Here is a 21,720-nt window from a genome sequence, read left to right as displayed (position 1 = left end):
GCTCGCCTTCACCGGAGCGGGCCCTGCCCCAGCGCGGCCGCCATCCGCTCGACCGCGGCGTGCAGGCGGTCGGGCGAGGTGGCGGCGTAGCCGAGCACCAGGCCCGGATCCCCGGGGGTCAGCCGGTGCCACGACAGCGGGTGGACGACGACGCCGGCCTCTCGCACCGCCCCGGCCAGCGCGACGTCGTCCGCGTCCAGCCCGGGGAACGTCACCAGCAGGTGCAGCCCGGCCGCGACCCCGGCCACCCGCGCCCCGGGCAGGTGCCGCGCCAAGGCCGCCAGCAGCGCGTCGCGGCGGGCCCGCTGGCGGCCGCGCACCAGGCGCAGGTGCCGGTCGTACTCCCCCGAGGCCAGCAGCTCCGCGAGCACCAGCTGCGGCAGCGCCGGGCTGCCCAGGTCGCTGGCGTGCTTCGCCGTCACCAGGTCGGCGTCCAGGTGCGCCGGCGCCACCAGCCAGCCCAGCCGCATGCCGGGCGCCAGCGTCTTCGACGTGCTCCCGGTGTGCGCCACGTGCTCCGGCGCCGACGGCTGCAGCGCGGGCACCGGCGCCCGGTCGTAGCGGTGCTCGGCGTCGTAGTCGTCCTCGATCACCAGCCCGCCGTCGCGGGCCCACGCGAGCAGCTCCCGGCGCCGGTCCGGGGAGAGCACCACGCCGGTCGGGTACTGGTGGGCCGGCGTCACCATCACCGCGGGCACCGGCGGCAGGGCGGAGACCACCAGCCCGTCGTCGTCCACCGGCACCCCGACCGGCCGCAGCCCCCAGTGCACGAGCTCCTGCCGGGCGCCGCGCGAGCCCGGGTCCTCCACCCCGATCGCCTCCGCCCCGCGCGACCGCAGCGTCTGGGCGACCAGCGCCAGCGCCTGCGCCACCCCGGCGACGACGAGGACCCGGTCGGGCTCCGTGCGCAGCCCGCGGGTGCGCCCCAGCCAGCCGGCCAGCTCACGCCGCAGCCGCGCGCTCCCCCGCGGGTCGCCGTAACCCAGGTCGGCCGCCGACGCGTCCCGCAGCACCGCCCGCTCGGCCCGCAGCCACGCCGCCCGGGGGAACGCGGCCAGGTCGGGCACCCCCGGCGAGAGGTCGATCTCGCCCTCGGCGGCCGGCCGGTTCGTCGGCTGCGGCAGCCGCTCCGGATCCGCGGTCGCCGTCGCGGCCGGCCCGGGCGGCGGCTCGGGGGACGACGTCGGCAGCACCACCGTGCCCCGGCCGGTCCGCCCCTCGACCAGGCCCTCGTCGACCAGCCGCTGGTAGGCCTCGACCACCACCCCGCGGGCGATCCGCAGGTCGGCGGCGAGCGTCCGGGTCGGCGGCAGCCGGTCCCCCGCCGCCAGCCGGCCGTCCAGCACCGCGGCCCGCACCGCCGACGTCAGCCAGTCGGTCACCCCGCGCGCCGGCGCACCCGCCGGGTCGAGCTGCAGGAAGTCGGCGCCGGGCATTGGTCCACTCCACTCCGCCTCGATTGGCCCTACTGGATGGGCCAACAGCGTCCGAGCATGGCAGCCATGGCCGCCCTCGTCGATGCCGCGCCCGTCGGGCAGCCCGCCGCTCCCGCGGTCCTCGCCGGAACGGTGGCGATGGGCTTCGTCGGGAGCAGCGTCGCCATCTCCGCCGTCCTCACCGACGCGCCGTTGTTCACCGCGCAGTCGCTGCGCTACGCCCTCGCCTGCCTGCTCCTGGCCGGCTTCGCCCGTGCGGCCGGGCGGCGGATCGTGCGGCCGCGGGGTGCCGAGTGGGCCTGGCTGCTCGGGATCGTCGCCACCGGGATGGTGCTGTTCAACGTGGCGCTGGTCCGCGGCTCGGAGCACGCCGAGCCGGCGGTGATCGGCGTCGCCGTCGCCTCCGTGCCGGTGCTGCTCGCCGTCATCGGCCCGCTGCTGGAGGGCCGACGGCCGCGCGGCCGGGTGCTGGCTGCCGCCGCCGTCGTCACCGTGGGTGCCGCGCTGGTGCAGGGGCTCGGCCGCAGCGACGCCGAGGGGCTGGCCTGGGCGGTCGTCGTCCTGCTCTGCGAGGCCGGGTTCACGCTGCTCGCCCTGCCGCTGCTCGCCCGGCACGGCGCGTGGGGCGTCTCGGTGCACACCACCTGGCTCGCGGCCGTCGTCCTCGGCGTCCTCGGCGTCGCGGGCGAGGGGCCGGCCGCGGCGCTCCGGCTGTCCGGCACGCAGCTGGCCGCCACCGGCTACCTGGCCGTCGGGATGACCGCCGTCGCCTTCGTCCTCTGGTACTCCGCCGTCGGCCGGCTGGGGAGCGCGCGGGCCGGACTGCTCACCGGGGTTGCCCCGGTCGCCGCGGCGGCGGTGGGCGTCGCCATGGGCGGCGCGGCGCCGGGGCCGCTCGTGTGGCTCGGCATCGGGGTGGTCGCGGCGGGGCTCGCCGTGGGGCTGGGCGCGGCCGGGACCGGGACACCCGGCGGGGCCCGCCCGCACCGGGCCGGGCCCCGCCCCCGTGCCGCGGCGGATCAGTCCAGGACCGCGGTGACCTCGATCTCGACCAGGAAGTCGGGGTCGAACAGCACCGACACCCCGATCATCGACGCCGGAGCCGCCGAGCCGGCGCCGAGCTTCGCCGACGCCCGCCCCACCCCGTCGATGAAGGCGGGCAGCAAGTCCTGCGACCAGTCGACGACGTAGACGGTCATCTTGGCGACGTCGGCGAAGGTGGCGCCGGCCTCGGCCAGGGCGGTGCCGACGTTGAGGAACGCCTGCTCGACCTGCGCCGCGAAGTCGCCCACACCGACCTTCTCCCCCGTCGCGTCGACGGCGACCTGGCCGGCGACGAAGACCAGCCTCGAACCGGTCGCCACCGCGACCTGGGAGTACATCTCCGACGTCGGCAGCGCTGCGGGGTTGACCAGGGTGACGGCCATGCTGGCTCCTCGTTCGTGGGTGACCCGGGCACCCCGGGCGAGATGAAACATAGCAGTGCTATGCCATGTAACGTAACCCCGTGCCCCGCCCCAAGGACCCGGCGGTCCGCACCCAGCTGATCGAGCGCGCCGCGGTCATGCTCCGGGAGCGGGAGCCGATCACCCTGCGCTCGTTGGTCGCCGGCACCGGCGTCTCCACGATGGCCGTGTACACCCACTTCGGCGGCATGGACGGCCTGTGGCGGGCGCTCCGCCAGGAGGGCTTCACCCGGCTGGGCGCGCGGCTCCGGACGGTCGCGCTGTCCGAGGACCCGGTGCAGGACCTCGCGGCCCTGGCCGCGGCCTACCTGGACAGCGCCCTCACCCATCCCGACCTCTACCGGGTCATGTTCGATGCCAGCGTCGACCTGGAGGACCTCCCCGCGGCCGACGCCGGCCTCGAGCACCTGGTCCGGGCCGCCGGGCGGAGCCGGGACGCCGGACGCGTCCGCGCCGACGTCGACCCCCTCGAGCTGGCCGTCCAGAGCTGGGTCGTCGGCCACGGGCTCGTGTCGCTGGTCGCCACCGGCCCACTGCCCCGCGCGGCCCTAGACCACGGCCCCGTGCTGCTCACGGCGCTGCTCACCGCCTGCGGGGACGACCCCCAGCGGTGCCGCGCGTCCGTCGAGCGGGGGTGGCACCGGCCGGCCCCGGACGACGAGCGGACCCCGATCGCCTGACCGACCGGAGGGCCGCCTCCGGACGACGGCAGGGCCCCTCCCCTGGCGGGGAGGGGCCCTGCTGCCCCGGTCAGCCCACCTGGCGGCGCCGGGTCAGCACCCAACCGGCCACCGAGGCGACGACCACCCAGCCGGCCAGCACCACGATCGGCCGGGTCAGCTCTGTTCCCATGCCCAGCTCGAGGGTCGCGTCGACCGGGTCGACCCACACCGCCACGGTGTGGTTCCAGAGCCGCACGATCTGCATCGCGCCGAGGATCAGCAGGTACAGCCCGGTCAGCGCGGCGGCCGTGTTGCCCGTCGCCGCACCCACCCCGGCGCCGGCCACGGCGAACGCCGCGCCCGCACCCAGCACGGCCACCAGCGCCCGCACCGCGCCGTCCCACGACACGTCGGGCGGCGCGATGCCCAGCAGCACGAGCATGGACAGCGCGGCCGCGGCGCCTGCGAGCAGCACCCCGAGCACGGCCACCGCGCCCGCCTTGGCGGCCAGCACCCGCCCACGGTGCGGCACCAGCAGGAACGTCGTCTGCGCCGTCCGGTGCGTCCACTCACCGCCGGTCGAGAGCACCCCCAGCGCGAGCAGCAGCAGGCCGGTCATCACCCCGACCACGGCCAGCGGCCCGGCGTAGTGCGGGAACTGGTCGCCGGCCAGGCCGAGCAGCGCCATGCCGGCCGGGCCCGCGAGCACGGCGGCGGCGGCCAGCGACTTCCCCGACCGGGTGGACAGCGACTTGCGCATCTCCAGGCCGACCAGCGCCGGCAGTGACGGAGCGGTCCGGCGCACCGGGACGTCGGTGCGTGGAGCGGCGAGGGACAGGACGTCGGTCATGGCAGTGCCCTTTCGAGAGGTGGTCGCGGTCACGACGCGGCCGTGAGCTGGAAGAAGAGGTCCTCGAGGCCGCGCTGCACCGGGCGCAGGTCGAGCAGGACGTGACCACCCGCGGCGGCCACCGCGCCGACGTCCGCGGGCTGGGCGCCCGTCACCGTCAGCACGTCGTCGTCCCCGTGTTGCACGTGGAACCCCGCCGCCTCGAGCGCGGCCGCCAGGGCCCGCGGGTCGACGGCGCGCACGGCGACGCCGTCGCCGCCGAGCAGCGTGCTCACCGGGCCGTCGGCGACGATCCGCCCCTGCCCGATCACCAGCAGCCGGTGGACCGTGTGCTCGACCTCGCCGAGCAGGTGGGAGGAGAGCAGCACCGTGCCGCCGCGGGCCGCGTGCCCGCGCAGCAGGTCGCGCATCCACCGGATGCCCTCCGGGTCCAGGCCGTTGGCCGGCTCGTCGAACATCAGCACCGGCGGGTCGGCCAGCAGCGCGCCGGCGATGCCGAGGCGCTGGCGCATGCCCAGCGAGTAGCCGCCGATCCGGCGCCCGGCCGCGTCGGCCAGCCCCACCAGCGACAGGACCTCCTCGACCCGCGTCGCCGGCACGCCGATCGCCGAGGCGAGCAGCCGCAGGTGCGCCCGCCCGGTGCGCCCGGGGTGGACGGCGGCGGCGTCGAGCAGCGTGCCCATGACCGCGCCCGGGTTGGGCAGGTCGGCGTAGCGCCGCCCGTCGACGGTCGCCGAACCGGAGGTGGCCGGCACCAGGCCGGTCATCATCCGCATCGTCGTCGTCTTGCCCGCGCCGTTGGGGCCGAGGAAGCCGGTCACCGTGCCGGGCTCGAGGGTGAAGGAGACGTCGTCGACGACGGTCCGTCCGCCGTACTGCTTGGTCAGTCCGCTGACCGTGATCATGGGAACCTCCGGGGAGTCGTCCGTTGCTGGAGAGGAATCTGCCGCGAAGGCGCAGGTCACCGCGTCGGCCGGGAGCCTCGATCGCGGTCACCGGACGGCGCGGTCCCGTCATCCGAAAGTCGATCCGGGTGATCCCCTCCCGGGCGACCCGCCGGCCGGGCCCGCCCACCTACGCTCCGACGCATGAGGCTGCGGGAGCGACTGTGGCCGGGGCTGCGCCGTCGCGGCGTCGTCCTGGAGGTCGTGCTGGCCCTGCTGTCGCTCGGGTCGATCGCCGTCTCGGCCGAGGACGCCGGGCCGCTCCCGCCGGAGATCCTCACGGTCGTGGCCGTGCTGCTCGCCGGCCTGCTGCTCCTCCGCCGCCGCCGGGCACCGCTGGCCGTCTTCCTCGTCAGCGCGCTCGGTGCGGCGATCTCCCCCGCGCTGAACGCGGCGCTGATCATCTCCGCCTACGCGGTCGGGCGCTACGAGGGCCGCGGGCGGCAGCGGATCGCGGCCGCCGTCGTCGGGATGATCGCGGTGGTCCGGCCCTGGGCACCGCAGTCGCTGCTGGAGATGGCCGTCCTGCTCGCGGCCGCCGCGCTGCTGCTGCTGCTCCCCGGGGTGATCGGGGCCTGGGTACGGGCCCGCGAGGAGCTGGTGGTGGCGCTCCGCGACCGGGCGGAGAAGGCCGAGACCGAGCGGGAGCTGCTGGCGCGCGACGCCGTCCTCACCGAGCGGACCCGCATCGCCCGCGAGATGCACGACGTCGTCGGGCACCGGGTGAGCCTCATGGTGCTGCAGGCCGGCGCCATCGAGATGGCCGCGCGGGACGCCGACCGCGTCGCCCTCCTGGCCGGAAACGTGCAGGACGCCGGCCGGCAGGCCCTCGACGAGCTGCGCCAGATGGTCGGTGTGCTGCGCGGGAACGAGGTGGACGACGACGCCCCGCTGGGCCCGCAGCCCGGTCTGGACGACGTCCCGCGGCTGGTCGAGGAGGCCCAGCGGGCCGGGATGCAGGTCGAGCTGCGCGGCGAGCTCGCCCCCGTCGACCCGGCCGTGGGACGCGCGACCTACCGGATCGTGCAGGAGGCGCTCACCAACGCCGGCAAGCACGCGCCGGGCGCTCCGGTGACGATCACCCTCGAGCGGGCCGGGGAGGACCTGACCGTGCGGGTGCTCAACGGCGCCCCGGTCGGCGATCCCGCGGGCGCGTCCGGTGGCGGGTACGGCCTGGTGGGGTTGGCTGAGCGGGTGCGCACCCTCGGCGGCCGGTTCACGGCCGGGTCACGGCTGGACGGCGGTTTCTTCGTCGAGGCGGTGCTGCCGGTATGAGCGGCGTGCGGGTGCTGCTGGTCGACGACGAGGAGCTCGTGCGCTTCGGCCTGCGGACCGTCCTGGAGAGCGCCGGCGGCTTCGAGGTGGTCGGCGAGGCGGGCAACGGGGCCGACGGCGTGCGGGCAGCCGCGGAGCTGCGGCCCGACGTCGTCCTGATCGACGTCCGCATGCCGGTCATGGACGGCCTGGCCGCCACCCGGCAGATCCTGGCGCTGCCGCACCCGCCCCAGGTCGCCGTCCTCACCACCTTCCACGTCGACGAGTACGTGCACGCCGCGCTGGCCGCCGGCGCCGGGGGCTTCCTGCTCAAGGACACCCCGCCGCGGGAGATCGCCGCCGCGGTGCGGGCGGTGGCCGACGGGACGGCGACCCTCTCCCCCGCCGTGACCGCCGCGATCATCGAGTCCTACGTGGACAAGAAGGCCGCTCCGCGCAAGGCGGAGGCGTTGCGCCGCATCGCCGACCTCTCCGACCGGGAGCGCGAGGTGCTGGCGCTGCTGGGCACCGGCGAGCCCAACGCCGAGCTGGCGAGGCGGCTGTTCGTCAGCGAGGCGACGGTGAAGACCTACGTCTCCCGGCTGCTCACCAAGCTCGACCTGGTCAACCGCACCCAGGCGGCGATCCTCGCCCACGAGGCCGGCCTGCTGGAGGGCTGAGCCACCCGCCCGGCGGAGGCGGATCCCCCGCGCGGGGGAGCAGCGGACGACGCCGGCTCACGAGTCTGGGAACGCACCCGGGAGAGGCCCGGGGTCGCCCCCGGAGGTTCCCGTGACCGTCGCCCACGACCACCACCCACCGGTTCGCCGGGCCGGGCCGTTCCGTTCCAGCGCACTGCTCGACCGCATCCTGCTGGCCGCGGCCGCCTGGAGCGCCCTGCACCTCGCGTTCGCCCTGCGCTGGCTGCTCGATCCCGGCAGCCGGCCCCGGTTCGACGACGACGGCCGGTTCGGGCTGGTCGCCCTGCTCCCGGGCGCGGTGACCACCTGGACGGTGCTCGGCCTGGCCGCCACCGGCCTGGTGCTCGCCATCGCAGCCCGCCGGCGGCGGGGGATCCCCGGGTTGCCCCTCGTGATGGCCGTCGAGGCGGTGCTCCTGGGCGCGGTCTCGGCCGATCTGGGCGTGCTGTCGCTGCTCGGTTACCTGTGCGCCATCGTCGGCCCCGCCGCGTTCGTCGCCGTCCTCGTGGTCGGTTCGCTCCGCGACCGCCGGGCCCGCCTTGCGCTGCTGGGCGTCGGTGCGGTGCTCGTCGCCGGCGTGGTCTCCGGCCTGCTGCGGTGGGAGGCCCTCTCGCGGTTGGGGTCGGAGCTCGCGGGCGGCTTCGCCGCCAACGCCCTGGTGCCGGCGCACCTGGGGCTGGTCCTCTCCGGCGCCGTCCTGTGGGGGGCGGCTGCCGTCCTCCTGCGCCGCTCGGTGGCCGGGCGCTGCGCGGCCTGCGGCCGCCCCGCCGCCCGCTGGACCGAGCCGGCGAACGCGCTGCGCTGGGGGCGGATCGCGACGTGGACCGCCGTGGCCGGCCCGCTGCCCTACGCATTCCTCCGGGCGACCTGGCTGACCCCGTGGCCGCTGGGCCTCCCCGGGGGCGCCGAGCTCGGGACCGCGACGCGGCTGTTCGGCCTCGGGCTCGGCCTCGCCGCCCTCGGGGGCGCCGTGCTGACGGTCGGGCTCATCCGCCCCTGGGGCGAGGTGTGGCCGGGCTGGGTCCCCGGGCTGCGCGGGCGGCCGGTGCCGGTCCGCGTGCCGGTCGTCGCCGGCGGCCTGGTCGCCGCCGTGCTGCTGGCCGCCAGCCCCGGCGTCGTCCTCGCCGGGTTCGAAGGCCTGACCGCGGGCGACGGGATGCAGGCGGCCCTGCTGCTGATCTTCCCCACCCTGCCGTGGGGCCTGGCCCTCGCCGCGGCCGTGACCGCGTACGCCTACCGGCGCCGCGGGGCCTGCTCCACCTGCGGCCAGGGGGAGCCGGCGCTGTCGGTGCGCCCGTGAGCGCCGTCCGCTGCGAGGATGCACCGGTGCAGCGAGGGACGGCGACCCCGGCGATCCGGCGCTCGCTGCACCGGTGGATCTACCTCCTGCTGGGCGGTGCGATCGGCCTGGCCGTCGGCGTCGTCCTCGCCTGGCCGGTCTCCGTGCTCTGGGCCACCGGGATGCCGGTCGTGCTCCTCGTCCTGCTCGCGGGCCTGGTCCTCGCCGCGCCGGTCGCCGCGATCGGGACGCTGGCCGAGGTCCGCTCCATCGAGGGCGCGGCCGTCGCGGGGCTGCTCACCGGGCGCCCGCAGGAGCGCCCGGGTCCGGCCACGACCAGCGCCCAGCGCGGACGCAGCGCCGTCCTGCTCGTGCTGCACGTCGCCACCGGCGCCCTCGCCGGGGCGCTGCTGATCATCGGCGTGCCGACCGCCGCGGTCGTCGCGGCGGGCCCGAGCGAGCTGGGTGGGTCGCTCCTCCCGGGCCTGACCCCGCCCGAGGCCCCGCCGGCCAGGCTGGCCCTGGCCGCCGGGATCGCGCTGCTCTGCCTCGCCGGCGGAGAGCTGCTGGGGCGGGCCATGGCCGCGCTCGCCCCGCGACTGCTCGCCGATCCGGCCGCCGAGCGGCTGGCCGCGGCGGAGGCGTCGGTGTCGCTGCTCGCCGGCCGCGACCGGTTGGCCCGCGAGCTGCACGACAGCGTCGGGCACGCGCTGAGCCTGGCCAGCGTGCAGGCGGGGGCCGCCCGCCGGCTGCTGGTCCGGGACCCGGCGGCCGCCGAGCAGGCGATCCGCGCCACCGAGGACGCCGCCCGGCGGGCCATGGTCGACCTCGACCACGTGCTCGGGCTGCTCCGCGAGGACGAGGGAACCCCGGACGACGTCGCCCCGGCACCCGACCTCCGCGACCTGGAGCGACTGCTCGCCGACGCCCGCGGGGCCGGTGCGCAGGTGTCGGCCGACGTCACCGGTGACCTGCCCGGGCTGCCGGCCCTCGTCTCCCGGGAGGCCTACCGGATCGTGCAGGAGGGGCTGACCAACGTGATCCGCCACGCGCCGCGGGCAGCGTGCCGGCTCGAGGTGCGAGCCGGGGACGACGAGCTGCGGCTGCGCCTGGTGAACACCGTCCCGGGCGCTCTGCCGGCCGAGGACCGGGGCGGCCGGGGGCTCGTCGGCGTCGGCGAGCGCGTCCGGGACCTGCGCGGCCGGCTGGAGTCGGGCCCCGGGGACGACGGCTGCTGGCGGCTCCAGGTGCAGCTGCCGGTGCACGCGCGCGGAGGAGCGCGATGACGCTGCGGGTGGCGCTCGTCGACGACGAGCCGCTGATCCGCCGGGGGCTGGCCGCGGTCGTCGGGAGCGAGCCGGACATGGCGGTCGTCGGGGAGGCGGGCGACGGCACCGGGGTCCTCGACCTGGTCGGGCGCACCTCCCCGGACGTCGTCCTCATGGATGTGCGGATGCCGCGGGTGGACGGCATCGCGGCCACCCGGGCGCTGGTCCGCGCGGGTTCGGCGGCCCGGGTGCTGGTGCTCACCACGTTCGCCAACGACGACCACGTGTTCGAGGCGCTCGCGGCCGGCGCCGACGGGTTCCTGCTCAAGCGGTCGTCGCCCGAGGAGGTGCTGCACGGCATCCGGACGGTGGCCCGCGGGGAGTCGCTGCTGTTCCCCGACGCCGTCCGGGAGCTCGCCCGCCGCCACGCGCGGTCGACGGGGTCCACCGGCGACCCCGGGCTGGACCGCCTGACTCCGCGCGAGCAGGAGGTCCTCCGGCTGATGGCGGCCGGGCTGAGCAACGCCGAGATGGCCGACCGGCTGGTCGTCGGCGTCGAGACCGTGCGCAGCCACGTGGCCGCCGTCCTGGCCAAGACCGGGGCGCGGGACCGCACCCAGGCGGTCGTCCTCGCCTACCGGTCCGGCTTCATGCCGGTCTGAGGCTGCACCGTCCCGCTCCCGCCGCGGCGGCGGGCGGCCTTCCGGTAGCCGGCGCGCAGGTGCGCGCCCAGCTCGGTCAGCTCCTCGCGCAGCCACTCCTCCGACGCATCCGGCGGCGCGGCGAGCAGGGCCCCGGCGAGCGCCTGCAGAGTCGCCGCGCCCCAGAGGTTCCCCAGGTCGTCGCCGTCGCCACCGAGCAGCATCGCCTCGACCTGCTCGCGCATCCGGGTGCCCTTCTCCACGAGCCCGGGCCGGCTCATCGCCGTCGGGTCGCGAGTCAGGTACGCGGCCACCCGGCGGTGGCGCAGCAGGTAGTCCACGTAGCCGGCGACGTCCAGGCCACCGCGCCGGCGGGCCTGCAGACCGGAGTCCGCCAACGCCAGCAGCTCGTCGAAGGCCGGCTCCACCAGCGCCAGCAGGAGCTCGTCCTTGGTGTGGAAGTGGTAGTAGACGGCGGCCTTCGTGACGCCCAGCCGGTCGGCGATGTCCTGCAGGCTGGTGCCCTCGAAGCCGTGCTCGCTGAACAGCTCGAGCGCGGCGTCCAGCACCCGCTGCGCGCCGGCCGACCGGCCGCTACCTGCGGTTCCCGCGCTCGTCACCGGCACAGCGTAGCCAGCGACCGACGTGACGCGCCTCATCTCCCACCTAGCCGATCGGCTAGTAGCATGCTTGCCGATCGGCTAGGCGGCTCAGCGTCGCCGGCACGCCCTCGACCCCCGGAGCGCACTCGTGGCCGTCCTCCTCCACCGTCTCGGACGCTGGGCCTTCTCCCGCCGCTGGACCGTCCTGATCTCCTGGGTGCTGGCGCTGGTCGTCCTCGGCGGACTGGCCGGCGCCTTCAGCCGCGACGCCGACGCGCAGCTCACCATCCCCGGCGTCGAGTCGGTCACCGCGCTGGAGACGCTCCAGGAGCGCTTTCCCGGCGGCGCGGCCGGCGGCGCCACCGCCCGCATCGTGTTCGCCGCCCCCGAGGGCGCCGCGGTCACCGATCCCGAGCTCACCGAGGCGATCCAGCAGGCCGTCGCCGCGGCGGCCGAGGCGGAGCAGGTCGCCGCGGTCGCCGACCCGTTCCAGACCCAGGCCGTCTCCCCCGACGGCTCGGTCGCCTACGCCACCGTCAGCTACGGCGTGCAGGTCGACGAGATCACCGACGCCGCCCGCGCCGAGCTCCTCGACGTCGCCGACGGGGCGGAGGACGCCGGGCTGCGGGTCGAGCTCGGCGGCGAGGCCACCCAGGCGATCCCGGGGCAGAGCGCCGCCGAGGCGATCGGCGTCCTCGTCGCGCTCGTCGTCCTCGCGATCACCTTCGGGTCGCTGCTGGCCGCCGGGCTGCCCCTGCTCACCGCGCTGATCGGCGTCGGCGCCGGGATGGCCGGCGTGCTCGCGCTGTCCGCCGTCGTCGACCTGACCAGCACCACCCCGACGCTCGGCCTGATGATCGGCCTGGCCGTCGGCATCGACTACGCGCTGTTCATCAGCATCCGGCACAAGGAGCAGCTGGCCACCGGCATGCCGGCGCGGGAGTCCGCCGGCCGGGCCGTCGGCACCGCGGGCAGCGCCGTCGTCTTCGCCGGCCTCACGGTGATGATCGCCCTCGCCGGGCTGACCGTCGTCGGCATCCCGTTCCTCACGACCATGGGCCTGGTCGCCGCCGGCATGGTGGGCGTCGCCGTCCTGGTCGCGCTCACCCTGGTCCCCGCGCTGCTCGGCTTCGCCGGCGACCGGTTCGACCGCTGGGCGGTGCCCGGGCTGCGCCGCCGGCAGGCCGAGCTGGCGGGCCGGGACTCCGCGGGCACCCGCTGGGCGCGCACCGTGACCCGCCGCCCGGTCGCCGTCCTGCTCGCCACCGTGGTGGGGCTCGGCATCGTCGCCGTGCCGGCGCTGGACCTGCGGCTCGGCCTGCCCTCGGAGGGCGACCTGGGCGAGGAGACCACCCAGCGGCAGGCCTACGACCTGCTCGCCGAGGGCTTCGGCCCCGGCTTCAACGGCCCGCTCACCGTGCTGATCGACGCCACGGACGCCGGCGACGCCCCGGCCGCGTTCGCCGCGACCGCCGCCGCCGTCGGCGAGCTGGACGGCGTCGCCGCGGTCGCACCCCCGATCCCGAACCAGGCCGGCGACACCGCCATCCTGACCGTCGTCCCGGCCGAGGGGCCGACCGCGGCCGCCACCGAGGAGCTGGTCGGCGACATCCGCGACCTGCGCCCCGGGCTGACCGAGGAGACCGGCTCGGAGCTGGCGGTCACCGGCAACACCGCCCTGGGCATCGACGTGTCCGAGAAGCTCACCGACGCGCTGCCGGTGTTCCTCGCCGTCGTCGTCGGCCTGGCGTTCCTGCTGCTGATGCTCGCGTTCCGGTCGATCCTGGTGCCGGTCAAGGCGACGCTGGGCTTCCTGCTCAGCCTGGCCGCCACGTTCGGCGCCCTGGTCGCGGTGTTCCAGTGGGGCTGGCTGGCCGACCTGCTCGGTGTCGAGCAGACCGGGCCGGTGCTGAGCTTCCTGCCGATCCTGCTCATCGGCCTGCTGTTCGGGCTCGCGATGGACTACGAGGTGTTCCTCGTCAGCCGGATGCGGGAGGAGCACGTGCACGGGGCCGAGCCGACCGACGCCGTGATCGGCGGCTTCCGGCACGGCGCCCGCGTGGTGACAGCGGCCGCGCTGATCATGGGCTCGGTGTTCGGCGGGTTCATCCTCGGCCACGACGCGACCATCAAGAGCATCGGCTTCGCGCTGGCGTTCGGCGTCCTGGTCGACGCGTTCGTCGTCCGGATGGCGCTGGTGCCGGCGGTCATGACCCTGCTGGGCAGGGCCGCCTGGTGGCTGCCGCGCTGGCTGGACCGGGCGCTGCCCGACGTGGACATCGAGGGCGCCGCGCTCGAGCAGCGCGAGCCGGTCCGCCCGGTGGAGGAGCCGGTCCCCGTCCGGAGCTGACGCAGCCGCAGGTGCCTCAGCTGGGCGGCAGTCGCCGGGTCTGCCGGCCCCGCGCCACCAGCGAGCCGTCCGCGGCCCGGAGCTCGACCTCGTCCACCGCGATGTCGGCGTCGGCCCAGGTCGTGCGCTGGTCGACCCGCACCCACGCGCCGGTCTCCGGCACCGGGCCGGCCAGGTGCGCGGTGAGCTCGACCGTCGGCATGGTGGCCGGCAGCGTCCGGACGGCGAACAGCGACGGCGGGAGCGCGTCGAGCAGCACCCCGAGCTGCACCAGCGGCGCCAGCTCCGCGCCCCGGATGCGCACCCACGCGTGCAGCCGCGGCTCGGCACCCCCGGCGAGCGGGCGGGCGGCACCGAGCGCCCGGATCTCGGTGTGCTCGGCGACCGGCACGTACTCCCGCGGCAGCTCGAACGGGACGCCGTCGCCGACCCGCGGCAGCTCCACCGGCGCCCAGTGCTCGATGCCCGGGGACACCGGGCGGGCCAGGGTGAGGGTCTGGGCGACCGCGCGCAGCTCGCCGTCCTGGCGCAGCTCGCTGCGGACGCTCCCGGTGCGCCCGGCCCGGTCGGCGGTCGCGCTCACCACGACCTCGGTCGCGGCGGCGACCCCGCCGAGCAGGTGTGCGGTCACCGCGCGCGGCGGAGCCCCGGCCAGGTCGGCGGCGGCGTCGAGCAGGTGCCCGACGAGCAGGCCGCCCTGCGTGTGGGTGAACGACCGCCAGCTGGGGTCGAAGACCAGCCGGCGTCCGGTGGCGAGGGTCATGGCGTCCCCTGTTCGGCGGGAGCGCGCACGGGCGGCTCCCGTCCGGTTGGTGGTTCGACATCCGAACCGACTGGTCGGGACCGTACCCGAGTCGGTTCGGTATGCGAACCTGGAGGCATGACGACTCGACTCGACGACCTCCCGGGGCGCCGCTGCTCCATCGCCGGCGCGCTCGACGTCGTCGGCGACCGGTGGGCGCTGCTCGTCGTCCGCGAGGTGTCGCTGGGGGCACACCGGTTCAGCGAGATCCTGCGGGGCACCGGCGCGCCCCGGGAGCGGCTGGCCGCCCGGCTGGGCGAACTCGTCGACGCCGGCGTCCTGGAGCGGCGGGAGTACAGCCAGAACCCGCCGCGGTCGGACTACCACCTCACGCGGGCCGGGCGCGACCTCCTCCCCGTGCTGCAGGCGCTCATGCAGTGGGGCGACCGCCACGTCGCCGACACCCCACCCGTCGAGCTGCACCACTCCGGGCACCGCATCTCCGCCTCGTGGGTCTGCGACGTGTGCGGCGAGCGGGTCGGCCGGGGGATCGAGCGGCACGTGCCCGACGGGAGCCAGCCGGGGCACGGTCCGCTGCCGCGCTGACCGGATGTGCACGAACGGGTGCCTCCCGGGGTGCGAGGCACCCGTTCGTGCACAGCCGCCGGGGCGGGACGACGACGCGCCCCCCAGACTGGCCGCCATGGCGTGGACCCCGCAGGACATCCCGGACCAGACCGGCCGCGTCGCGGTGATCACCGGCGGGAACGGCGGGCTCGGGCTGGTCAGCGCGCACGAGCTGGCCCGCGCCGGGGCGCACGTCGTGCTCGCCGCCCGCGACCAGGACAAGGCGCGCGCGGCGGAGGCCCGCATCCACGAGCGCAACCCGGACGCGTCGACGGAGATCGTGCCGCTCGACCTCGGGTCGCTGGCCTCGGTGGCCCGGGCGGCGGAGGCGATCCAGGCCGCCCACGAGCGCGTCGACCTGCTGCTGAACAACGCCGGGCTGATGGCGATGCCGCGGCGGAGCACCGACGACGGCTTCGAGCAGCAGTTCGGCGTCGACCACCTCGGCCACTTCGCGCTCACCGCGCACCTGCTGCCGGCCCTGCTGCGCGCCGAGGCCGCCCGCGTCGTCACCGTCACCTCCGTGGCCCGGTTCGCCGGCGGCCCGGTGCACCCGGCCGACCCGCACCTGACCCGCGGCTACGGGCCCTGGCGCGCCTACGCCCGCGCCAAGTGGGCCAACTACCACTTCGGCCTCGGCCTGCAGCAGCGGTTCGACCGTGTCGGCGTCGCGGCGGCCAGCCTGCTGGCGCACCCCGGGCTGTCGAACACCGACCTGCAGGCGCGCACGGTCCGCGAGGGCGGGGCGGGGTGGCTGGGCGCGATCTCCGAGGTGCTGGCCCAGCGCAACGGCATGACGCCGAACGAGGGCGCCCGCCCGCAGCTGCGCGCCGCCACCGATCCGCACGCCCGGGGCGGGGAGCTCTACGCGCCGCGGTACGGCTCCAGCGGCCCCGCCGTCCGGCGCCCGCTGCTGCGGCGGTGGGACCTGCAGCGCCGGATCGACGAGCTGTGGGCGGTCTCCCAGCGCGAGACCGACGTCCTGCTCGACGTCGCCGCCGCGCGCTGACCGCTCAGTTCCGCGCGTCCCGCCGGTCTCCTCCTCCGACACCGCGTACCGGAGGACCACCATGCCCAGACGACCCCGGGTCGGGATGCTCGCCGACGTCGCCGCCGAGCGTCACGACCTGTGCGACTTCCTCGAGACCCTCGACGACTCCGACTGGCAGGTGCGGTCGCTCTGCACGGAGTGGACCGTGCACGACGTACTCGCCCACCTCACGCTGGCGCACCGGCAGACCCTGCGGGCGACGCTCGCCCACGTCGTCCTCGCCCGGGGCAGCCTCGACCGGGCGGAGGCGGAGTGGGCGCGGGAGCTGTCGGCCGAGCACTCCCCGGCCGAGCTGGTCGCGCTGCTCCGGGCCACCGCCGCGGTCGACCACCGGGTGCCGCTCAGCGGACCGCTGGACCCGCTGACCGACATCCTCGTCCACGGGCAGGACATCGCCCGCCCGCTGGGGCGGCACCGGGAGATGCGGCCCGAGCGCGCGCTGCCGGCGCTGGAGCACGTGTGGGCGAACGGCTTCTACGGCCGCCCGGACAAACGGTTCACCGGGCTCCGGCTGGTCGCCACCGACGCGGACTGGTCGGCCGGCACGGGCGGCCCCGCGGCGTGGGGGGCGACCGGCGACCTGCTGCTGCTCGCCACGGGCCGAGCGGCGGGGCTCGACGGGCTCAGCGGGCCGGCGCTGGGGGAGGTCGCGGCCCGGCTGCGACAGTCGGAGCCGGCGCCCCTTTGACCGCTCAGAGCCGGCCGGTGGCGCGGAGCTCCACCGCGGTGAGCACCTCCCAGCGGATCGCCGAGCTGCCCGGTCGCACCAGCCGCCAGTAGCGGTCGAAGCGGCGCCGGGTCTCCGCGTCGGTCGACATCACCCGTGTCTCCGAGGAGAGCTCCGTCCCGTTGCCGCGCGGGGTCAGCCGGAAGTCCATCGCGGCCATGACCCAGCCGCGCTGGGTGAACCGGCGGAACTGCTCGGCGTCCAGGGCCGGGCCGTCGTCCCCACCGGTCGGCCGCCAGGCCTGCAGCGCGCCACCGAAGACCACCGCCGACGGCGGGTCCGACGCCAGCAGCGGCACCGGCAGCGCATCGAGGAACGGCCGGTCGTGCAGCTGACCCACCCCCCGGCCGGACAGCACCACCGGGAGGAACCGGACGGCGCTCAGCGCCAGCGTCACCGGCAGCACCGACAGCCGGACGTCGTGCAGCGCCTCCCACACCACCGCCGGCGGCGCGGCGACGAACCGCGCCTGCCGGGTGACGTGCTCGGGCCGCGGCAGGACGTCGTCGAGCTCCATCAGCGCAACGCCTCGTACACCGCGCGCACGTAGGCCTCGCTGCGCGGCGAGCCGATCAGCCCGCTGCCCATCCGGTTCATCATGTAGCTGATCGTCAGCCGGCGGTCGAGGTCCATGACCACCAGCGAGCCACCCCAGCCGCCCCAGAAGAAGGTGCGCCCCTCCGGCACGTAGGGCACCGTCGGCGAGCCCAGGCAGAAGCCCGTCCCCCACCGGAACGGCGCGCCCAGCACCAGGTCGACCCCGTCGGCCTGCACGTCGAAGACCTGCTCGACGGTCTCCGGCGACAGCAGCCGCACCCCGCCGGCCTCGCCGCCCAGCGACAGCGTCCGCAGCACCCGCATCACGCCGCGGGCGTTCGAGTGCCCGTTCAGGGCGCCGAGGTCCGCCGCCCGCCACTCCGGGGAGTTCGCCGCCTTCGCCGACGCCGTCGGCCCGGTGAAGGTCTTCACGCTCACCGACTCCGGGTCCAGCGTGCGGGGGTCGACGTCGGGGCGGGGTGGGGCGACGACCGGGGCGATGCGGGAGACCTCCGACTCGCGGGCACCGATCTGGAAGTCCGCGCCCAGCGGGTCGGCGATCCGGTCGGCGACGAACTTCTTGAACGTCGTGCCGGTGACCCGGCGGATCACCTCGCCGACCAGGTGCCCCTGGTTGTTCGCGTGGTAGCCCGACGCCGTGCCCGGCTCCCACCACGGCTTCTGCTGGGCCAGCCGCTCGGTGGCCGACGTCCAGTCGTACATGTCGCGGATGGAGAACGGCTGCTCCCAGCCGGAGACCCCGGAGGTGTGCGACAGCAGGTGGCGCACCAGCACGCCCTTCTTGCCCTTGGCGCAGAACTCGGGCCAGTAGTCGCCCACCGGGGCGTCGAGGTCGAGCTCGCCCCGGTCCACGAGCATCAGCGCGGCCAGGGAGAGCACGCACTTGGTCGTCGACCAGACGTTGACGACGGTGTGCTCCGACCACGGCCGGGTGCGCGCCTCGTCCCGGTAGCCGCCCCACAGGTCCACGACGGTGTCGCCGTCCAGGTCGACGGCGACCGACGCGCCGAGCTCCTCGCCGTCCAGCTGCCGCGCCAGCGCCTCCCGCACCCCCGCGAAGCGTTCGTCGCAGCTGCCGTGGACCTCGGCCATGGACCCTCCCTCGTCGTCGCGGCCCGCCGGCCGCCCCTGCCCGATGAGACCACGGACACACCCCCGGGCGGGACCGAGGGGCCCCGCGACGACCCGGGCCCGGGCTGCGGGTCCGGGGAAGGCGTCGGCCGCGGACGGCGGCAGGGGGCCCGTTCCCCGAAGGCGCGCGACCGACTCCTGGTCCGTGATAGTGGAATGCTCAACCACCTCCTCCGGTTCGGCTACGCAGACGGGATCGAGCGAGCGGAGGCAGGGACATGGCACGGATCGGTGTGTTCGGCGGAACGGGCTACGCGGGCGGCGCGCTCGTCGCGGAGGCGGTGCGGCGCGACCACGAGGCGACCTCCGTCAGCCGCACGCTCCCCGACCAGCGGGTCGACGGCGCGCGGTACGTCCAGGGCTCGCTACTGGACGCCGGAGCCCGCGCAGCCGTGCTGGCAGCGTCCGACGTCGTGGTCGTCACCGTCGCGCCGCGCGGCGACATGGCCGGGTCGGTCCGCGACGGCATCGCCGCGCTGGCGGCCGAGGCCGAGCAGGCCGGTGTCCGCCTGGGTGTCGTCGGCGGGGCGGGCTCGCTGCACGTGGCCGAGGGCGGCCCGCTGCTCTACGACACCGCGGAGTTCCCGGCCGAGTACCGCCCGGAGAGCGTGGAGATGGCGGGCGCGCTGGACGACCTGCGGGCCACCGGCGGCCTCGACTGGTTCTACGTCAGCCCGCCCGCCGGCTTCGGCGCCTACGCCCCGGGCGAGGCCCTCGGCAGCTACCGGGTGGGTGGGGACGTGCTCCTCACCGACGCCGACGGCGGCTCCTTCATCAGCGGCGCCGACTTCGCCCGCGCCCTGGTCGACGAGATCGAGCAGCCGACCCACCTTCGGGCACGCTTCACCGTCGGCTACTGACCGCCCGGGCGGCCGCCCGGCAGGATGGCCGCCCAGGAGGTGGCGCCGGTGTTCGGCTGGCTGAGGAAGAACCGCGGGGACGAGGAGCCCGAGATCCCGGGGATGGTCACGCCCGGGAGGCGTCGGCGACGGGTGGTCCCCGACCCCGCCGCCGACCAGCGCGGTGCGGACGACGTCATCCGCACCGCCATGTACCAGGCCGTGCACGACGACGCGTGGCTCACCGGCATCACCGACGGCGACTTCATCGACGACCCCGCCGCCTGGGGTGAACTCGACCCCCAGGCGTGCTCGGCGCAGCTCCTGCGGTGGTTCGACGCCGGGCTCATCGAGGTGCACCAGGACGCCGAGCCCGCCGATCTGGCCGACCCGGTCGTCGACTTCGACTACGACGCCGCCGACCTGCCGCTGATCGCGCCGGACGCGGCCCGTGCCCTGCTCGCCGACCCCCGCCGGTGGACCGACGAGCATCCCGACGGGTTCGCCGTCCCGGTGCCCACCGGGTTGGGGAGGAGCACGCCGGCCGAGCGCTGGCCCTGAGCCCCGCCGGTGGTCGCGCCCTCAGTCCGGCAGCGTGAAGTCGCCGGTCGTGAGCTCCCCGGCCCGCCGGTACTCGGCCATCACGGCGCCGGTGGAGCTGACCGCCGACGATTCCAGCCGCCAGGTCCGCGGCGTCGCCCCCTCGCCGAACAGCCGCTTGCCCCCGGCCACGGTCACCGGGAAGGTGATCAGCCGGAGCACGTCGACGAGGTCCTCGCGCAGCAGGGTCTGGACCAGCCCGGCGGAGCCGTGCACCTGGAGCTCCCCGCCGTCGCGCCCCTTGAGCGCGCGGACGGCGGTGGGCACGTCGCCCTCCAGCAGGCGGGCGGTCTCCCACTCCACCGAGGTCAGCGTGCGCGAGGCGATGTGCTTGGTCTTCGTGTTGAGGGCGGTCCCGACCGGATCGCCCTCCGTGGGGACCTTCGGCCAGTGCGCGGCGAAGATCTCGTAGGTGCCGCGGCCGAGCAGGAAGTCCTCGGCGGGGGCGAACCAGGCCTCCATCTGGCCGCCCATGTCCTCGTCGAAGAAGGGCACGAGCCAGCCGCCCCAGCGGAAGCCGTCCGAGGTGTCCTCCTTCGGCCCGCCGGGGGCCTGCATGACCCCGTCCATGGTGACGAACGTGGTGACGACGAGCGCGCGCATGGGGTTCTCCTCCGAGGTGGAAGTGCGGTGTCGAGGGGTCAGACGCCGGGCCGGGGCGCTTCTCATCGGTCCCCGGCGGGTCATCCGGCCGGGGGACAGCCGCTGCGGCGCCGGCCCGGACGTGCCGATGACCGCCGGGACGGCACGTCGGAGGAGGGACACGTGGGCAGAGGTCGCACGCCGGCCGAGCAGCAGATCGCCGACCTGCTGCAGACCGCGCGGAAGTCGCTGCGGCTCAGCGTCGCGTTCCTGAGCCGGCTGGACGGCACGACCCAGCACCTGGAGGTGGTCGACACCTCGGTGCCGTTCCTCTTCCAGGAGGGCTACCAGCAGCGCCAGGAGGTGACCCTCTGCCAGGCGATCCTCGACCGGAAGCTGCCGCAGGTGATCCCCGACCTCACGCGCTTCCCGGCGGCGATGGAGCTGCCGGCCGCGCGCATGCCGCGGCTGCGCAGCTACGTCTCGGTGCCGGTGCGGCTCAGCGACGGCACGCTGTACGGCACCTTCTGCGCCGCCGGGCTGACCTCCGACAAGGACCTGACCACCCGCGACAAGGCGCTGATGGACGTGCTGGCGTCGGCCGCCGCGGTGATCATCGAGCCCGAGGTGCGCTCCCAGGAACGGCGGGAGGAGATCGCCGGCCGGCTGGATCCGCTGATCGCCGCCGGCGGGCCGGCCGTCGTCCTCCAGCCGGTCGTGACCCTGGCGACCGGGCAGCGCGTGGGCGCCGAGGCGCTCAGCCGGTTCCCCGCGGGCTGGGACATGCCGCCCGACGCCTGCTTCGCCGAGGCGCACAGCATCGGCGAGGGCCACCGGCTGGAGCTGCTCGCCCTCGAGCGGGCCGCGGCGCTGCTCGACCGCGTCGACGGGTACGTGGCCATGAACGTCTCCCCCGCGACGCTGCTGACCCCCGGGTGCACCGCCCTGCTCGCCCGGCTGCCCCTGCCGCGGGTCCTCCTCGAGCTCTCCGAGCACGACCGGGTCGAGGACTACGCGGCGCTGGCCGCCGTGCTCGACCCGCTGCGCGCCGCCGGCCTGCGGCTGGCGATCGACGACGTCGGCGCCGGGTTCTCCTCGCTGCGGCACATCGTCGTCACCGCGCCCGACGTCATCAAGATCGACCGCAGCATCGTCACCGGCCTGCACGCCGACCCGGTGCTCACCAAGCTGGTCGCCTCCCTCGCCGAGTTCGCCCACGGCTGCGGGGTCGAGGTGGTCGCGGAGGGCGTTGAGACGGCCGAGGAGCACGCCGCGCTGCGGGGCCTGGGCGTCGACTCCGGCCAGGGCTGGTTCTACGGCCGCCCGGGACCTCCCGAGGCCCTGGCCGACACGGCGGCCGCCCGCATCCCCGGGCCCCGGCGGGACGCCGACGCGACCGCGGTCGTCTGA

Annotated in this window: 22 protein-coding genes and 1 pseudogene; 14 read left to right on the top strand and 9 right to left on the bottom strand. The window is 76.2% G+C overall.

Going from position 1 to position 21,720, the window contains the following annotated elements:
• Positions 1-8 precede the first annotated feature (8 nt).
• A complete protein-coding gene (pdxR, locus tag BD833_RS15055) occupies positions 9-1,436 on the bottom strand; it encodes a MocR-like pyridoxine biosynthesis transcription factor PdxR (RefSeq protein WP_166533948.1) in 1,428 nt (475 codons plus the stop codon).
• Between the two features lie 36 nt (positions 1,437-1,472).
• On the opposite strand from pdxR, the pseudogene BD833_RS15050 reads away from it, so the two are divergent.
• Positions 1,473-2,363 (top strand): annotated as a pseudogene (locus BD833_RS15050) (DMT family transporter); the annotation flags it as partial.
• Between the two features lie 92 nt (positions 2,364-2,455).
• Here BD833_RS15050 and BD833_RS15045 read toward each other — a convergent pair.
• Positions 2,456-2,863 (bottom strand): RidA family protein, encoded by a 408-nt coding sequence (locus BD833_RS15045; RefSeq protein WP_166533947.1) that lies wholly within the window; start codon positions 2,861-2,863, stop codon positions 2,456-2,458.
• An 80-nt stretch (positions 2,864-2,943) separates the two neighbouring features.
• On the opposite strand from BD833_RS15045, the gene BD833_RS15040 reads away from it, so the two are divergent.
• Entirely contained in the window at positions 2,944-3,582 is a 639-nt protein-coding gene (locus BD833_RS15040) for a TetR/AcrR family transcriptional regulator (protein ID WP_166533946.1), read from the top strand.
• Between the two features lie 70 nt (positions 3,583-3,652).
• Here BD833_RS15040 and BD833_RS15035 read toward each other — a convergent pair whose 3' ends face one another.
• Both BD833_RS15035 and BD833_RS15030 read right to left on the bottom strand, forming a co-directional pair.
• Positions 3,653-4,414, bottom strand: coding sequence for a hypothetical protein (locus BD833_RS15035; protein WP_166533945.1), 762 nt, complete (start codon positions 4,412-4,414; stop codon positions 3,653-3,655).
• A gap of 29 nt (positions 4,415-4,443) precedes the next feature.
• The gene (locus BD833_RS15030) at positions 4,444-5,319 is read right to left on the bottom strand and encodes an ABC transporter ATP-binding protein (protein WP_166533944.1); all 876 of its coding nucleotides are present in this window, start codon (positions 5,317-5,319) and stop codon (positions 4,444-4,446) included.
• 183 nt (positions 5,320-5,502) lie between these two features.
• On the opposite strand from BD833_RS15030, the gene BD833_RS15025 reads away from it, so the two are divergent.
• The 5 genes from BD833_RS15025 (at position 5,503) to BD833_RS15005 (ending at position 10,522) form a co-directional block, all read left to right on the top strand.
• Positions 5,503-6,633 carry a sensor histidine kinase gene (locus BD833_RS15025; RefSeq protein ID WP_166533943.1) on the top strand — a complete coding sequence of 377 codons (1,131 nt, stop codon included), beginning with the start codon at positions 5,503-5,505 and terminating at the stop codon, positions 6,631-6,633.
• Entirely contained in the window at positions 6,630-7,292 is a 663-nt protein-coding gene (locus BD833_RS15020; protein ID WP_166533942.1) for a response regulator transcription factor, read from the top strand. Before BD833_RS15025 ends, BD833_RS15020 begins: the two co-directional genes overlap by 4 nt.
• A gap of 112 nt (positions 7,293-7,404) precedes the next feature.
• Positions 7,405-8,613, top strand: coding sequence for a hypothetical protein (locus tag BD833_RS15015; RefSeq protein ID WP_166533941.1), 1,209 nt, complete (start codon positions 7,405-7,407; stop codon positions 8,611-8,613).
• Between the two features lie 26 nt (positions 8,614-8,639).
• A complete protein-coding gene (locus BD833_RS15010; protein WP_166533940.1) occupies positions 8,640-9,878 on the top strand; it encodes a sensor histidine kinase in 1,239 nt (412 codons plus the stop codon).
• Complete coding sequence (locus BD833_RS15005) at positions 9,875-10,522, top strand: response regulator (RefSeq protein WP_166533939.1); 648 nt, start codon at positions 9,875-9,877, stop codon at positions 10,520-10,522. Before BD833_RS15010 ends, BD833_RS15005 begins: the two co-directional genes overlap by 4 nt.
• Here BD833_RS15005 and BD833_RS15000 read toward each other — a convergent pair.
• Complete coding sequence (locus BD833_RS15000) at positions 10,495-11,121, bottom strand: TetR/AcrR family transcriptional regulator (protein ID WP_243737687.1); 627 nt, start codon at positions 11,119-11,121, stop codon at positions 10,495-10,497. The two genes, BD833_RS15005 and BD833_RS15000, sit on opposite strands and share 28 nt — an antisense overlap.
• A 130-nt stretch (positions 11,122-11,251) precedes the next feature.
• On the opposite strand from BD833_RS15000, the gene BD833_RS14995 reads away from it, so the two are divergent.
• Entirely contained in the window at positions 11,252-13,453 is a 2,202-nt protein-coding gene (locus BD833_RS14995) for an MMPL family transporter (RefSeq protein ID WP_166533937.1), read from the top strand.
• 16 nt (positions 13,454-13,469) lie between these two features.
• Here BD833_RS14995 and BD833_RS14990 read toward each other — a convergent pair whose 3' ends face one another.
• Positions 13,470-14,216, bottom strand: a complete 747-nt coding sequence (locus tag BD833_RS14990) for a thioesterase family protein (protein ID WP_166533936.1) — start codon at positions 14,214-14,216, stop codon at positions 13,470-13,472.
• A 117-nt stretch (positions 14,217-14,333) separates the two neighbouring features.
• Between BD833_RS14990 and BD833_RS14985 the strand changes: the two genes are divergently transcribed.
• The 3 genes from BD833_RS14985 (at position 14,334) to BD833_RS14975 (ending at position 16,561) form a co-directional block, all read left to right on the top strand.
• The gene (locus BD833_RS14985) at positions 14,334-14,801 is read left to right on the top strand and encodes a winged helix-turn-helix transcriptional regulator (RefSeq protein WP_166533935.1); all 468 of its coding nucleotides are present in this window, start codon (positions 14,334-14,336) and stop codon (positions 14,799-14,801) included.
• Positions 14,802-14,898: 97 nt separating this feature from the next.
• Positions 14,899-15,831 (top strand): oxidoreductase, encoded by a 933-nt coding sequence (locus BD833_RS14980; RefSeq protein WP_166533934.1) that lies wholly within the window; start codon positions 14,899-14,901, stop codon positions 15,829-15,831.
• Between the two features lie 61 nt (positions 15,832-15,892).
• The gene (locus BD833_RS14975) at positions 15,893-16,561 is read left to right on the top strand and encodes a maleylpyruvate isomerase family mycothiol-dependent enzyme (protein ID WP_208092682.1); all 669 of its coding nucleotides are present in this window, start codon (positions 15,893-15,895) and stop codon (positions 16,559-16,561) included.
• Positions 16,562-16,565: 4 nt separating this feature from the next.
• Here the strand turns inward: BD833_RS14975 and BD833_RS14970 are convergent, their stop codons facing one another.
• Positions 16,566-17,117, bottom strand: a complete 552-nt coding sequence (locus BD833_RS14970) for a hypothetical protein (RefSeq protein WP_166533933.1) — start codon at positions 17,115-17,117, stop codon at positions 16,566-16,568.
• A complete protein-coding gene (locus BD833_RS14965) occupies positions 17,117-18,250 on the bottom strand; it encodes a serine hydrolase domain-containing protein (RefSeq protein ID WP_166533932.1) in 1,134 nt (377 codons plus the stop codon). The genes BD833_RS14970 and BD833_RS14965 overlap by 1 nt, the downstream gene beginning before the upstream one ends.
• 257 nt (positions 18,251-18,507) lie before the next feature.
• Between BD833_RS14965 and BD833_RS14960 the strand changes: the two genes are divergently transcribed.
• Together BD833_RS14960 and BD833_RS14955 are read left to right on the top strand one after the other, a co-directional pair.
• Complete coding sequence (locus tag BD833_RS14960) at positions 18,508-19,149, top strand: NAD(P)-dependent oxidoreductase (RefSeq protein WP_166533931.1); 642 nt, start codon at positions 18,508-18,510, stop codon at positions 19,147-19,149.
• 48 nt (positions 19,150-19,197) lie between these two features.
• Positions 19,198-19,689 carry a hypothetical protein gene (locus BD833_RS14955; protein ID WP_166533930.1) on the top strand — a complete coding sequence of 164 codons (492 nt, stop codon included), beginning with the start codon at positions 19,198-19,200 and terminating at the stop codon, positions 19,687-19,689.
• A gap of 21 nt (positions 19,690-19,710) precedes the next feature.
• Here BD833_RS14955 and BD833_RS14950 read toward each other — a convergent pair whose 3' ends face one another.
• Positions 19,711-20,331 carry a dihydrofolate reductase family protein gene (locus BD833_RS14950; RefSeq protein WP_166533929.1) on the bottom strand — a complete coding sequence of 207 codons (621 nt, stop codon included), beginning with the start codon at positions 20,329-20,331 and terminating at the stop codon, positions 19,711-19,713.
• Positions 20,332-20,493: 162 nt separating this feature from the next.
• Here BD833_RS14950 and BD833_RS14945 point away from each other — a divergent pair, with 162 nt between their 5' ends.
• A complete protein-coding gene (locus BD833_RS14945) occupies positions 20,494-21,720 on the top strand; it encodes an EAL domain-containing protein (protein WP_166533928.1) in 1,227 nt (408 codons plus the stop codon).

Origin of the sequence: Blastococcus xanthinilyticus (assembly GCF_008124835.1) — a bacterium.
Lineage (GTDB): Bacteria > Actinomycetota > Actinomycetes > Mycobacteriales > Geodermatophilaceae > Blastococcus > Blastococcus xanthinilyticus.
Note: the sequence above shows the minus strand (reverse complement) of the source record. Positions and strands in the feature narration are given on the sequence as shown.

Coding starts and splice junctions, on each gene's coding strand:
- BD833_RS14985 (WP_166533935.1), top strand. CDS start 14,334: ATGACGACTCGACTCGACGACCTCCCGGGGCGCCGCTGCTCCATCGCC.
- BD833_RS15030 (WP_166533944.1), bottom strand. CDS start 5,319: ATGATCACGGTCAGCGGACTGACCAAGCAGTACGGCGGACGGACCGTC.
- BD833_RS15025 (WP_166533943.1), top strand. CDS start 5,503: ATGAGGCTGCGGGAGCGACTGTGGCCGGGGCTGCGCCGTCGCGGCGTC.
- BD833_RS14965 (WP_166533932.1), bottom strand. CDS start 18,250: ATGGCCGAGGTCCACGGCAGCTGCGACGAACGCTTCGCGGGGGTGCGG.
- BD833_RS15045 (WP_166533947.1), bottom strand. CDS start 2,863: ATGGCCGTCACCCTGGTCAACCCCGCAGCGCTGCCGACGTCGGAGATG.
- BD833_RS15035 (WP_166533945.1), bottom strand. CDS start 4,414: ATGACCGACGTCCTGTCCCTCGCCGCTCCACGCACCGACGTCCCGGTG.
- BD833_RS14970 (WP_166533933.1), bottom strand. CDS start 17,117: ATGGAGCTCGACGACGTCCTGCCGCGGCCCGAGCACGTCACCCGGCAG.
- BD833_RS14990 (WP_166533936.1), bottom strand. CDS start 14,216: ATGACCCTCGCCACCGGACGCCGGCTGGTCTTCGACCCCAGCTGGCGG.
- BD833_RS15005 (WP_166533939.1), top strand. CDS start 9,875: ATGACGCTGCGGGTGGCGCTCGTCGACGACGAGCCGCTGATCCGCCGG.
- BD833_RS14975 (WP_208092682.1), top strand. CDS start 15,893: ATGCCCAGACGACCCCGGGTCGGGATGCTCGCCGACGTCGCCGCCGAG.
- BD833_RS15020 (WP_166533942.1), top strand. CDS start 6,630: ATGAGCGGCGTGCGGGTGCTGCTGGTCGACGACGAGGAGCTCGTGCGC.
- BD833_RS14980 (WP_166533934.1), top strand. CDS start 14,899: ATGGCGTGGACCCCGCAGGACATCCCGGACCAGACCGGCCGCGTCGCG.
- BD833_RS14950 (WP_166533929.1), bottom strand. CDS start 20,331: ATGCGCGCGCTCGTCGTCACCACGTTCGTCACCATGGACGGGGTCATG.
- pdxR (WP_166533948.1), bottom strand. CDS start 1,436: ATGCCCGGCGCCGACTTCCTGCAGCTCGACCCGGCGGGTGCGCCGGCG.
- BD833_RS14960 (WP_166533931.1), top strand. CDS start 18,508: ATGGCACGGATCGGTGTGTTCGGCGGAACGGGCTACGCGGGCGGCGCG.